At 70.4% G+C, this 11,903-nt stretch carries 10 protein-coding genes; 3 read left to right on the forward strand and 7 right to left on the reverse strand.

Features of this window, described 5'->3' with window-relative positions:
- Nucleotides 1–2: 2 nt before the first annotated feature.
- Nucleotides 3–2,087, reverse strand: coding sequence for a transketolase (gene tkt / locus ACIP2X_RS01755; RefSeq protein WP_401666119.1), 2,085 nt, complete (start codon nucleotides 2,085–2,087; stop codon nucleotides 3–5).
- Nucleotides 2,088–2,247: 160 nt separating this feature from the next.
- On the opposite strand from tkt, the gene ACIP2X_RS01760 reads away from it, so the two are divergent.
- Nucleotides 2,248–3,141, forward strand: coding sequence for a helix-turn-helix domain-containing protein (locus tag ACIP2X_RS01760; protein WP_401666121.1), 894 nt, complete (start codon nucleotides 2,248–2,250; stop codon nucleotides 3,139–3,141).
- A 46-nt stretch (nucleotides 3,142–3,187) separates the two neighbouring features.
- On the opposite strand, the gene ACIP2X_RS01765 is transcribed toward ACIP2X_RS01760, so the two are convergent.
- The 5 genes from ACIP2X_RS01765 to ACIP2X_RS01785 are packed head-to-tail and all read right to left on the reverse strand — an operon-like array spanning nucleotide 3,188 to nucleotide 8,654.
- Nucleotides 3,188–4,150, reverse strand: coding sequence for an SCO2521 family protein (locus ACIP2X_RS01765; RefSeq protein ID WP_401666124.1), 963 nt, complete (start codon nucleotides 4,148–4,150; stop codon nucleotides 3,188–3,190).
- Entirely contained in the window at nucleotides 4,147–5,115 is a 969-nt protein-coding gene (locus ACIP2X_RS01770) for an SCO2522 family protein (protein ID WP_401666126.1), read from the reverse strand. The genes ACIP2X_RS01765 and ACIP2X_RS01770 overlap by 4 nt, the downstream gene beginning before the upstream one ends.
- 41 nt (nucleotides 5,116–5,156) lie before the next feature.
- Nucleotides 5,157–6,074: an SCO2523 family variant P-loop protein gene (locus tag ACIP2X_RS01775; RefSeq protein ID WP_401666129.1), complete on the reverse strand. Its 918-nt coding sequence runs from the start codon at nucleotides 6,072–6,074 to the stop codon at nucleotides 5,157–5,159.
- Between the two features lie 4 nt (nucleotides 6,075–6,078).
- A complete protein-coding gene (locus ACIP2X_RS01780) occupies nucleotides 6,079–7,902 on the reverse strand; it encodes an SCO2524 family protein (RefSeq protein ID WP_401666131.1) in 1,824 nt (607 codons plus the stop codon).
- A 23-nt stretch (nucleotides 7,903–7,925) separates the two neighbouring features.
- Nucleotides 7,926–8,654 carry an SCO2525 family SAM-dependent methyltransferase gene (locus tag ACIP2X_RS01785; RefSeq protein WP_401666133.1) on the reverse strand — a complete coding sequence of 243 codons (729 nt, stop codon included), beginning with the start codon at nucleotides 8,652–8,654 and terminating at the stop codon, nucleotides 7,926–7,928.
- A 60-nt stretch (nucleotides 8,655–8,714) separates the two neighbouring features.
- Between ACIP2X_RS01785 and ACIP2X_RS01790 the strand changes: the two genes are divergently transcribed.
- Both ACIP2X_RS01790 and ACIP2X_RS01795 read left to right on the forward strand, forming a co-directional pair.
- Nucleotides 8,715–9,242: a GNAT family N-acetyltransferase gene (locus ACIP2X_RS01790; protein ID WP_401666135.1), complete on the forward strand. Its 528-nt coding sequence runs from the start codon at nucleotides 8,715–8,717 to the stop codon at nucleotides 9,240–9,242.
- Nucleotides 9,243–9,278: 36 nt separating this feature from the next.
- The gene (locus ACIP2X_RS01795; RefSeq protein ID WP_401666138.1) at nucleotides 9,279–10,055 is read left to right on the forward strand and encodes a hypothetical protein; all 777 of its coding nucleotides are present in this window, start codon (nucleotides 9,279–9,281) and stop codon (nucleotides 10,053–10,055) included.
- Nucleotides 10,056–10,105: 50 nt separating this feature from the next.
- On the opposite strand, the gene ACIP2X_RS01800 is transcribed toward ACIP2X_RS01795, so the two are convergent.
- A complete protein-coding gene (locus ACIP2X_RS01800) occupies nucleotides 10,106–11,503 on the reverse strand; it encodes a glycoside hydrolase family 16 protein (protein ID WP_401666141.1) in 1,398 nt (465 codons plus the stop codon).
- Between the last annotated feature and the right edge of the window lie 400 nt (nucleotides 11,504–11,903).

An 11,903-nucleotide genomic window follows, 5' to 3' on the forward strand; every position in this document is an offset into this window, starting at 1 on the left:
GATCAACCACGCGCGGCAGCGAGCGATTCCTTGGCCGCTGCGACGACGTTCTCGGCGGTGAAGCCGAACTCGGCGAACAGAGTGGTGGCGTCGGCCGAGGCGCCGAAGTGTTCGAGGGAGACGATGCGTCCTGCGTCACCTACGAAGCGGTACCACGTCAGGCCCACGCCCGCCTCGACAGCGACACGCGCCTTCACGGACGGCGGGAGCACCCGCTCGCGGTACTCGCGCGGCTGCTCCTCGAACCACTCCACGGACGGCATCGACACCACCCGGGTCGGCACACCGGCCTCCTCGAGCCGCTCGCGGGCCTCGACGGCGAGGCGCACCTCGGAGCCGGTGGCGAGGAGGACGACCTGGGGCGTGCCGCCCTCGGCCTCGAAGAGCACGTAGCCACCGCGCGCCGCGTCCTCGTTCCGCTCGTAGGTCGGTACGCCCTGCCGGGTGAGGGCGAGGCCGTGCGGGGCCGGGTTCGTGGTGTGCCGGCGCAGGATCTCGGCCCAGGCGACCGCGGTCTCGTTGGCGTCGGCCGGACGGACGACGTTCAGCCCCGGGATGGCGCGCAGGGCGGCGAGGTGCTCGACGGGCTGGTGCGTCGGCCCGTCCTCGCCGAGGCCGATCGAGTCGTGCGTCCACACGTAGGTCACCGGCAGCTGCATCAGCGCCGACATGCGCACGGCGTTGCGCATGTAGTCCGAGAAGACCAGGAAGGTGCCGCCGTAGACGCGGGTGTTGCCGTGCAGGGCGATGCCGTTCATCGCCGCGGCCATCGAGAACTCGCGGATGCCGAAGTGGATCGTACGGCCGTACGGGTCGGCCTCCGGCAGCGGATTGCCCTTCGGCAGGAAGGACGAGGTCTTGTCGATGGTCGTGTTGTTCGAGCCGGCCAGGTCGGCGGAGCCGCCCCACAGCTCGGGGATCACCGGGCCGAGCGCCTGCAGCACCGCGCCGGAGGCGGCGCGGGTGGCGACCGGCCGGCCCGCCTCGAAGACCGGCAGCTTCTGCTCCCAGCCCACGGGCAGCTCGCCCCGGCTGACACGGTCGAACTCGGCTGCCCGCTCCGGCTCGGCCTCCCGCCACCGAGCGATCCGCCGGTCCCAGGCGGCGTGCGCCTGCGCGCCCCGGTCGAGGGCGCGGCGGCTGTGGGCGAGCACCTCGTCGGCCACCTCGAAGGTCCTGTCGGCGTCGAAGCCGAGCACCCGCTTGGTCGCCGCGATCTCGTCCGCGCCCAGGGCCGAGCCGTGCGAGGCCTCGGTGTTCTGCGCGTTCGGCGCAGGCCAGGCGATGATCGTGCGCATCGCGACGATGGAGGGGCGGTCCGTCTCGGCCTGGGCCGCGCGCAGCGCCGCGTACAGCGCGTGCACGTCGACGTCGCCGTTCTCGGCGGGCTCCACGCGCTGGGTGTGCCAGCCGTAGGCCTCGTAGCGCTTCAGCACGTCCTCGGAGAACGCGGTCGCGGTGTCGCCCTCGATGGAGATGTGGTTGTCGTCGTAGAGGAAGACGAGGTTGCCGAGCTTCTGGTGGCCCGCCAGGGACGAGGCCTCGGCGGAGACGCCCTCCTCCAGGTCGCCGTCGGACACGATCGCCCAGACGGTGTGGTCGAAGGGCGAGGTGCCCTCGGGGGCGTCCGGGTCGAACAGGCCGCGCTCGTAGCGGGCGGCCATCGCCATGCCGACGGCGTTGGCGGCGCCCTGCCCGAGCGGCCCGGTGGTGGTCTCGACGCCCGCGGTGTGGCCGTACTCCGGGTGCCCCGGGGTCTTCGAGCCGTGCGTGCGGAAGGCCTTCAGGTCGTCCAGGCCCAGTTCGTACCCGGCGAGGAAGAGCTGGGTGTAGAGGGTGAGCGAGGTGTGGCCGGGGGAGAGGACGAAGCGGTCACGGCCGGTCCACTCGGGGTCCGCCGGGTCGTGCCGCATCACCTTCTGAAAGATCGTGTACGCCGCCGGGGCGAGGCTCATCGCGGTGCCGGGGTGGCCGTTCCCGACCTGCTGTACGGCATCGGCCGCCAGCAGGCGGGCGGTGTCGACGGCACGCCGGTCGAGATCGGTCCACTCGAAGTCGCCGGGCCCGTCGGGTGTCTGCGTGCTCATCTGTAGGCAGTCCTCTTCAAAAGGTCATCGAAACCAGCGTTCTGGCTGGTCGGACGCGTTCGACCTTAAAAGTCTGACTTTTTGGCGGGAAGGTTGGGGTGTGCCAGCCTGTGGTGAAAGTGGGACACGCCTGCGGGCGACGAGACGGTGTGAGAAGGACATGGCGGACAGATCCATCCAAGGTGGTAGCAGGGGGGACGGCATCCGGACGTTCGCCTTCCCGGTCGAGCAGAGCGTCTGCGGCGTCGGCATGCAGGTCGGCGTGATGGATCCCGACAGCGACTGGCACGCGGACGCTCCGGTGGACCGCATTCACCGCATCGACTTCCATATCGTCATGGTCTTCGGCGGACCCGTACGGCACATGGTCGACTTCACCGAGTACGAGGCGAAGGCCGGCGACGTGCTGTGGATCCGCCCGGGGCAGGTGCACCGCTTCACGGCCCCGAGCGAGTACCGCGGAACGGTCCTGACCATGCAGCCCGGCTTCCTGCCGAGGGCCACGGTCGAGGCCACCGGCCTGTACCGCTACGACCTCCCGCCCCTCCTGCACCCCGACGCCACCCAGCTCTCCGCCCTGTGCTCCTCCCTGGCCCATCTGCAACGCGAGTACGAGGACGCGGCGACGCTCCCCCTGAGCCTGCACACCGCGGTGCTGCGGCACTCCCTCAGCGCGTTCCTGCTGCGCCTGTCCCACCTGGCGGCCAGCGCGGCGACGGCGGCGGAGCAGCGGGCGGGCACCACCTTCACGCTCTTCCGCGAGGCGGTCGAACGGGACTTCGCCACCAACCACAGCGTCAGCGCCTACGCCGACGCCCTCGGCTACTCCCGGCGCACCCTCGTCCGCACGGTCCGCGCCGCCACCGGCGACACCCCCAAGGCGTTCATCGACAAGCGCGTCGTCCTGGAGGCCAAGCGCCTCCTCGCCCACACCGACCTGCCCATCGGCCGCGTCGGCGCCGCGGTCGGCTTCCCGGACGCGGCGAACTTCTCCAAGTTCTTCCACCAGCACACGGACACGACACCGGCGGCGTTCCGCGCGGAGCTGCGATAGGGCTTGTCAGACAGGCCCTAGGGCCGGTCCCGGCGGTACCTCGGTGTCAGAGGCCCCCGGCGGCTCCGGCCCGCAGATCCAGGGCGCGCAGGGCCAGGTGGTCCCGGACCCGCTGGACGCAGGTTCCCCACTGGCGACTGAATCCGGGGTGCGCCTCGAGGTGGGCCCAGACCGCGTCCAGCCGGGACGGGCCGCCGACGTTCGGAAGCCACAGGTGCAGCAGCTGATCCACCACGGTGCGCAGTTCACCCGTGGCTCGGACGGAGTCGTGACCGGAGCAGGCACGGTCCACCACGGGGGTCACGGTGGACAGCAGCCAGTCGTGCAGGGCGATGTCCTCACACAGGGTCGCCAGTTGCCCGGGCGTGGCTGCGGTCGTCGCGGCGAAGCCAAGGCGCAGGGTCCGAAGTTCCTGGTCGACGAGCGAGAACTCACCGCGGAAGCCGTCGCCCGCCAGTACCGAGGCCCAGCGCAGCCTGGTGCGCCGGGCCCGCAAGGGTGTCCGCCGATCGAGCGACGGCGCCGATCTGATCCGCCCGAGCAGGGCCTCGCTCACCGCTCCCGGGTCCAGGTCGGCGGGATCGCGTCCGGTCAGGAAGCGGTGCGCGACATCGGCCGGAGCGCCTCGGCCGCTCAGTTCGACGACGCCGGGACGCTCCAGATAGTGGCCCCAGGGCAGCCTCCGCTCGCCCCCGGTGGCCAGTACGGCACGTGTCGAGCCCTGGACCACTCGGCCGTCGAGCACGCCGGCCCGCGTCAGCAGCGTCCCGATTCCGCGCACCCTCGCTCCGGAGCCGGTGGTGAGCGGGCAGTCCACGCCGTGGAGGACGTCGGCGGAGACCGCGCGCCGGACCGGCCGCTCACGCGCCATGACCCGCTCACCCGGTACGAAATCCAGCAGCGTCACGACAGCTTGAGGCGGCAGCGGCCGCAGGTTCATGAGCAGTGCGGTGCGAACCTCGCCGATCACCACCAGAGGTTCGCCGGACGCCGGGGACGCGCCGCTCATGCTCCGCCGCCCAGGGTGCCGCTCGCGGTGAAGGCGTACAGCACCCGTTCGGTCAGCGCGGGGGACAGCTCCACTCCCTCGGCCCCGGCGCGTTCGATCACCTGACGCACGGCGGCGGGGTCCGCCGCGGTGTGGCCGAGGATCACACGCACGGCGTGCTCGACGGGGAGGAAGCGGCTGTCCAGCACGGAGAAGGTGCGGTACGCGCAGAACGGCGCGGCCCGCGAGTTGAGCCGAACCAGCGGAGCCAACTCCTGCCAGTCGTCCGGAAAGCCGTTCTCGTCCCAGGGCTGTGCCGGCAACACGGCCTCCCCCTCGTTCCGTAGCAGTCCCAGCCGCAGCATCTGCCACACGGCTGCCAGGAAGGGGCACGACCACAGACGCCCGCCTGAGGCGTCCCGCGACCACAACTGTGCGTCGAGGAACACGGAGTGGCGGCGCGCGCCCAGTTCGGTCGGCGCCTGCCAGGCCGGGGCGGACATGGCTTCGGGCGCGCGGTCGGACGGGGAGCGCTCGCCGTTGCACAGCCAGCCGGACTCCTCGACGGGCGGGTGGGCGCCGTTGCTGCCCACGGATGGCTCCGGGACCAGGCGGGCGAGCAGGAGCGCGGCGGTCTCCACACCGGGCACCTCGGCACAGGCCGACTCACGCGCGAGATAGTCGATCCGCAGACCGGCCTGGTCCGCGGCCCGCAGCACCGTGGGAACCACTTCGGCCGGGGAGGCGAACGGCGTGAAGTAGTCGTCGATGAGGAAGCAGGTGCTGACCCGCCGCTTCGGGCCGGCGAGCGCATGGGCCGTGGCCGCCCAGGGCGCGACATGGGCGAAGTGGGCGCGTAGCCGCTCGGGCCCCTCCGCGAAGTCCTCCATGTACAGGTGCCCCAACTCCACGGAGAGATGGGAGTAGGGCACCGCCCGGGTGCGCAGGTCGGCCGACCGCTCGCGGTAGGCCCACTCCCTGCTCACCCCGGCCCGTGGCGCGTCGTGAGCACCCGTGTCGCCCCCGTTCACAGGATCTCCCACCGCTCGTCGTCCGTGAGGGCGTCGGCGAGGTCACGGAACGCCGTGACCGTCTCGGCGTTGGCGATGGCAGGCTTCAGGACGTCCTCGTCGGTGATGATCTGTTCCTTCCACTGCAGCACCGGATCGAGCGGCACGGTGCCCAGGGTCGAGGTGCGGCCCAGCCCGAGCCGCCCCGAACGGCGGGTGAGGTCCGCGTCCACCTCCCTCAGCCACTCCGCCTGCTCGGCCCTCAGCCCGGCCACGGACGAGGCGCCGGTTCCCGGTACGGCCGCGCGTACGTATCTGATCCTGCGGCCCAGTTCGTCGGCGTCGTGGCCCCAGTGGACGCCGACGCCGAGGATCCCGCGCTCATGCCCGACCAGGGCAGCCGTAGCCTCGAGGTGCTGGCGAGTCCAGCGGTGGAAGACCAGCCATCGCGTGACGACGTTCTCGAACTCCGGGAGTGCGGTGGTCCGCAGCGCGATGTCGATGGCGTACGAGCGACCCGCACTCAGATCGACGATGGTCACGTCGAACTCCTGCTCCATGGCCAGCAGCAGTGCCGCGCAGCGCCGTGTGACGGCCTCGTCGGCCGGGAACTCGCCGCCGCCGGGGTCGCCCGGAACGAGGCACAGCCTTCCCGCGCTCGCCAGTGTCCGGCGCAGCGCGTCGCTCTCGGACGACAGCCAGACGTCCAGCCGGGCCGGTTCCGTGGTCCGGCCGAGCAGGCAGGAGTGCACGCCGCGGTGGGTGACGCCGTGCACGGCCGAACCCAGCTCGAACACGGTCGCGGCCGTGGGCGATCCGAAGTCGAAGTCGACATAGGCGACGTCGTCCCCGCCGAGGGCGCGCCGGTAGGCGATGTTGGCGCAGGTGACCGAGCGGCCCGTGCCGCCCTTGTCCGACGTCGCGAAGACGATCATCTCGTCACCCCTCTCTCGCTGCCCTGGCCCTCGCGAGCGCGAGGCCGTCGAGCTCCCGGAGCGCCTCGCCGGCGAGTGCGACCGCGACACCGGGACGCGAGTCGACGACGTCGCGAGCGCGTCGCAGGGTGGCTTCGATACGGATGAGCACGGTCTCGGCCGCGCTGCCGGCGACGGGCCGGCTCATCAGCTCCTGGGCGAACAAGTGGTCGGCCTCGCGCAGCAGCTCGCCCGCGATCTCGAAGAGCTGCGCGCTGCGCGCGGGCGGGGAGCTGACCGTCGTGGCCGCGACGACCAGGACCTCCACGACCCGCTCCGTCAGGTGCCACGAGGGGGCTGCCGGGGCCGGCCGGGACAGCGCGTACACGGCGCCCGGCGCGTCCCACAGCCCGGCCGCCGGTCCACCGGTCAGGCGCCTGCGCCACAGATGGTCGGTGATCTCGCCGGCCAGTGACAGCAGCCGGTCGCGCTGTCGCAGATCCTGGGTGAGCGCGGCGGCCTGGAGCATCCGTTTGAGGAGCATCGGCGCGTAGTCCGACACCCGCCAGGTCAGGGCCGGCCCATGGCGCTCGCTGCCCGGGAGAGGGAGTGTCTCGCCCGGTTCGTGGATTTCCACCACGCCCCCGCGCGCCGACGGCCGCCGGGTGATGCCGCCGCGTGCCGCCAGCTCCTCCAGGACGTCTGCCAGCGGTGTCAGGTCGTCGACAGGTGCCACGCCGTCCACGCCGTGCTGACGCATGAGGTTGTGCACCACGATGGATGCCACCTGAAGCGTGGCGTACTCGGACTCCTCGGTCCGCGCGGTGCGCCACGGCATGTCCTCCAGCGGCCAACGCGCGCCGCCGAACCGGGCCAGAGCGGACCAGTAACTCTGCGTCAGTTCCCAGCGCAGACGCAGTGCGTGGGCGAGCGCCTGCTGTTCGGGGCCCAGAAGACCCAGCAGCAGCGTCTGCCGGGAGAAGAAGTCCACGATCCCGTCCATCGCGACCACGGTGAAGTGCAGGGACGGCACCGGATCCGCCGCTCGCGGCGGACGGTCGTCCTCGGCGGACCGCACCGGCCCCCAGGCCCAGCCGCACTGGAAGAGCAGCGACTCGTCCGCGAGGAGCCGAGCGCTGGAAGCACTGAGCGGCAGACCACGCAAGCCCGCCCGCACCGGCCGCAGTACGGCGCGCAGCCGGTCCGCGAGGACGGCGGGTGACTCCCGGCTCTGGTTGAGTGTCCGCAGCAGGGTGTCGCCCATGGCGGAGTCCTCACGGAAGACGTCGACGGCGAAGCTCTCCAGGAGCCCGTGCATGGCACGCGTCAGCCTCCGGTCCAGCGTCTCCTCGGTCGCCCGCAGCGCGGTGCCGAGTTCCGCGCCACGGACGTGCTTGGCGAAGCTCCGGACGAAGGCGAGACCGGAGAGCGACAAGGTGACCGACATCGAGTAGGCCTCGACGGTCTCCAGGCCGGCCTGTTCGAGCGACGGCACGGACCCCTCGTCCTGCGCCCGCAGCCGGTCGCCCGCCGGGAACACCGGGACTCCGTCCGCCGTGGAGTAGGTGGCCAGATAGCCTTCGACGATCCTGGCCAAGGCCCTGGGCGCCCCGGTCCAGTCGCCCAGTGGCGAGAGGGCTTCCTGGACGTCCGGCTCCGTCGCGTCAGGCGCGGAGAACTCCAGCCCTGGGATCTTGAACGCCGGGTACAGGAGACAGACCAACTGTTCCGCGTCACTGATCGCATTGCTGCCGTCGCGTCCGGGGTTGTTCCATCCGTGATCGTCGAGGGAACACCTCAGCAGCGAACTCCAGACGTCGAGCAACCTCCCGCGAGGCTGGATCATCATGCGTGAACGGCCTCCCGGCAGCGCTATTTGATATGACCATGAACGAGGATCATGCCGCTGTAGCCCTCTCTGATGGGCTTGGCTCCGACCTCGACGCGATGGAACTCCAGCTCGTTCCCCAACTCCGCCAACTCGTTCTGCACGTCGGTCATGTCGATCCGCAGGGCCGGAAAGGGGCGCCCACCCACTTCGTAGCCACTGGAGTTCTCCATGAACGTCATGGCGAACGGTGCGCCCGGTTTGAGCAGGGCACAGAACTTCGCGATGGCAGCCGTGAATTCCTTGCGGAACGTGGTGATCGACTCGGCGACGAAGAACATGGTCCCCAGGTCCCACTTCAGTTCGGGTTCGGGATCAAGGATGTCCCATTTCCGGACGGTTGCATTCCGGCCCAAGCGCTCACGCGGCCGGTCGACCGCCCGGTACTCCTCTTTCTCGGTCAACACCTGCCAGAAGCTGTCCCAGTTCGTCGAGTACCGCCTCAACTGGTTCAGCAGCCAGGTGCGGTTCGCCGTGGAGAACTCCAGCAGGCTGATGTGCCGGCAGAAGGGAAGCATGGCGAGCGCCGGGTACAGATTCGTTCCGGTGCCGACATCGACGCCGCGGGTCTCCGGGTCGAAGGACTGGCTGCACAGGAAGTCGCGGACGACGTTCAGGATCTGCCGGTCCTCGTCATGGAGGTCGGCGTAATTCTTCTCCAGGTAGGCCTCCGAATCGAATGCATCCCAGTCGTACGCAGCGTTCTTTGCCATGCGTCTCCCCGGAGCGAGCCGGCCTGGAAGGTCGAGAGTACTACCAACTCCTGTGCAATGATGCTACTTTACGAGGATCTGTACGGGACTCTCGTGAGAAGGATCAGGCGTTTGCCCTCAGGTATCTCAACCAGCGGGCAAGATCGGTTCCGCCCACCCGAAGAAGTGGATCTTCCCGACCTCTATCGGCTCGATCACGAGGCATTCGGAGAGGACGAGGGGTACCCCTACTTCTTTCTCAGGCAACTGTTCGACGCCCACCGCCGTGATTTCCAGTTGATGGAGCGGGACGGTGTGTTCTGCGGGTATTCCCTGGCCGTGCGCGCGTCGGGCGAGGAGCATGCCTGGCTGCTGGCTCTCGGCGTCCTTCCGTCCTTCCGGAACCAGGGCTGTGGACGGGCGTTGCTGGACGCCGCCGTGCAGCACGCCAAGGACGTCGGAGCGCGCCGGCTGCACCTCGTGGTGCGACCGAACAACGACCCCGCGCGGCGCCTCTATCTGAAGTACGGCTTCCGCGAGGGCGCCTACCGGAAGAACTACTACGGGCGCGGACGCGACCGCGTCTTCATGAGTTTCGAGATGGGCTGACGGCGGGACCGGGGTGCCACGGGGGGAGACGAGGCCATGTCCACGAACGGTGGTGCGAGACGGGACGGAAGCTGGGCCGGCGGTCAGGCGAGGAGCTGGCTCATCCTGGCACTGGGAGTGGTCACGACCGGATTCGGTGTCGCCTTCGCCGCCGCGGCGGTGGGCGACGACGGGCGCATCTCGCTGGCCAACCAGGAGATCTCCGGTGTGCTCACGGCTGTGGGCGGCGGCATCGTCGGTGCCGTGATCAGCATCATGGTCGCCAGGGCTTCGGACCGTGAGACCCTCCAGCACATCACGGACGTCCTGGAGGAGTCGCTCACCAGCACGTTGAGGTCGGACAACGCGCGGCTGGCCCCGGCGAGGGAGCTGTGGCACCACTACTACCTGACAAAGCTGCGAGGCCAGTACGTGTGGCGCTACGAGAAGTACCCGTTCGACCTGAGTGCCCATGTCGGCTCGCTGGCGGTGGAGATCGACGTGCCGACGGACAGCGGCCGCACCCACAAGTACCTGGTGGAGGCCTTCGTGCGGCACGAGCGTCTCACCATCGTCAGCCACAAGTCCGGCGAGGAGGCCAACGTCTTCGAGGAGATCTACCCCCAGTTCGACGGCGAGCTGTCCGAGTACTTCGGTCTGGGGGTGGTCAGGACATGGGACGCCACCAACATCGTCACCAAGGCCGTCCTCAGCCGGCTTCCCCTGGTGCCGGGCGCGGAGGGAACGCTGGCCCAGGAGCACTTCCCGGAACTGGAGCGACTCTGGGAACAGGGCTTCAAACGACTCAACGAGGTGCTGCCCGACTGCCCCTGAGGCGGGGTGAGGGGCCGGAGCACGCATGCTCCGGCCCCGCTGCCGGCCGGTCAGCGGCCGAAGGTGAACCAGTTGACGTTCACGAAGTCGGCCGGCTGGCCGCTCGTGAAGGTCAGGTAGACGTCATGGGTGCCCGTCACCGCCGAGATGTTGGCGGGAATCGTGCGCCAGGACTGCCAGCCGCCGGTGTTGCCGACCGCGAAGCTTCCGACGGGTGCTCCGGTACGGCTGTCCAGGCGTACCTCGACCAGCCCGCTCACGCCCGCCCCCGCGCCGCTCGCGACCCGCGCGCTGAACTGCCTGGCCGGTGAGGAGCCGAAGTCGACGCCCCGGTACAGCGCCCAGTCACCGTTCGCCAGCGCGCCGATGTTCTGGCCGCCGCCCGTGTCGGAGGTCCCCTCGGTCATCGTCCCGGACTGCCCGTCGTGGGACTCGGCCTGGAGGGTGCTGTAGGCGTCCCGGTTACCGGTCGGCGGCGGCGTGGTACCGCTCCCACCGGACGACAGCACCTGGACGTAGTCGACGACCATCGGGTGACCCGGCACCGTGGCCGCGTCCGGGCCGCCGCCGAAGGCGTCCACGAAGCCGCCGCCCATCGCCACGTTGAGGATGATGAAGAAGCCGTGGTCCGTGGCGTTGGTCCAGGTCGTCGCGTCGACCTGGTTCTCCCGCACGGTGTGGAAGTGCGTGCTGTCGACGTAGAACCGGATCTCCTCGACGCTGCCGGAGCGGTCCCACTCCATGCGGTACGTGTGGAAGCCGGACTGGCAGGTGCTGCCGGGGCAGGGGGTCGAACCGCCGATGCCGGTCGTCTCGTTGCAGGGGCCGCCGGGTGAGGTGCCGCAGTGCATCGTCGCCCAGACGTTGTTGAGGCCCTGGACGTTCTCCAGGATGTCCAGTTCGCCGACGCCGGGCCAGTTCCAGTAGTTGCCGCGGAAGGGCGCGCCCAGCATCCAGAAGGCGGGCCAGTAGCCGCGGGCGGCGGCGCCGGTGACGTTGGGCATCTGGATGCGCGACTCGACGCGCAGGACGCCGCCGGCCGGGGGCTGGAAGTCGGTGCGGTTGGTCTCGATGCGGCCCGACGTCCAGTTGCCCGCGGAGTCGCGGCGCGGGGTGATGCGGAGGTTGCCGCTGCCGTCGAGGGCGACGTTGCTGGTGCTGGACGTCATCGTCTCGATCTCGCCGGTGCCCCAGTTGGCGGGGCCGCCCGGGTAGCCCTTCCCGGTCGCGTACTGCCAGTTGGCGGTGTTGACGCCGGAGCCGGCGGCCCCGTCGAAGTCGTCGACGAAGACCTGCGTCCAGCCCGACGGGGGCGGTGGGGCGGCGGCGGTCGCGCTCGGCGTCACGGTGGTGGCGGCGAGCGCGGCGAGCCCCAGCGTGCTCAGGACGGCGAGCAGGGCCCGCCGGTAGGGCCCGCGTCTGCGGGGGGTGCCGGAGGTTTCACTCATGGGGTGCCTCTCGGTACGGGAGTGGGTATACGCGCGAACCCTGTCCGAGAGCACCCGTGGGGGGTGTTTGAGAGCGCTCTCAGACAAGGGGTGCGCGGACAATGTGCTCCCGGGCACTGCGGCCGTCAAGAGGTGCAGCCGAGAAAGTCGTGGAGCGGCGTGGGAGTTCAAGTGCTGAAGGCGGACATGCTCGGCATCTCGGCCTCGGCGTCCCGCCGCCTCGGTGTGCTGCCGACTTGGCGCCCCGGTGCCAGGGCGCCTCGGTTACATGGCGTCGCGGTGTCGCGGCGTCGCGGTGTCGCGGTGTCGCGGTGTCGCGGTGTCGCGGTGAATCGGCGTCGAGGAGCCCTGCCCCCTGGGTGCCTCGGTTTCCCGCCGCCTCGGTGTCGCGGTGTCTCGC

This window comes from Streptomyces sp. NPDC089424, assembly GCF_044749345.1.
Classification (GTDB): Bacteria; Actinomycetota; Actinomycetes; order Streptomycetales; family Streptomycetaceae; genus Streptomyces.

Bases quoted from the DNA above. Each gene is read 5' to 3' on its own strand.
- ACIP2X_RS01790 (WP_401666135.1), top strand. From the start codon at position 8,715: ATGCTACTTTACGAGGATCTGTACGGGACTCTCGTGAGAAGGATCAGG.
- tkt (WP_401666119.1), bottom strand. From the start codon at position 2,087: ATGAGCACGCAGACACCCGACGGGCCCGGCGACTTCGAGTGGACCGAT.
- ACIP2X_RS01760 (WP_401666121.1), top strand. From the start codon at position 2,248: ATGGCGGACAGATCCATCCAAGGTGGTAGCAGGGGGGACGGCATCCGG.
- ACIP2X_RS01775 (WP_401666129.1), bottom strand. From the start codon at position 6,074: ATGATCGTCTTCGCGACGTCGGACAAGGGCGGCACGGGCCGCTCGGTC.
- ACIP2X_RS01780 (WP_401666131.1), bottom strand. From the start codon at position 7,902: ATGATGATCCAGCCTCGCGGGAGGTTGCTCGACGTCTGGAGTTCGCTG.
- ACIP2X_RS01800 (WP_401666141.1), bottom strand. From the start codon at position 11,503: ATGAGTGAAACCTCCGGCACCCCCCGCAGACGCGGGCCCTACCGGCGG.
- ACIP2X_RS01765 (WP_401666124.1), bottom strand. From the start codon at position 4,150: ATGAGCGGCGCGTCCCCGGCGTCCGGCGAACCTCTGGTGGTGATCGGC.
- ACIP2X_RS01785 (WP_401666133.1), bottom strand. From the start codon at position 8,654: ATGGCAAAGAACGCTGCGTACGACTGGGATGCATTCGATTCGGAGGCC.
- ACIP2X_RS01795 (WP_401666138.1), top strand. From the start codon at position 9,279: ATGTCCACGAACGGTGGTGCGAGACGGGACGGAAGCTGGGCCGGCGGT.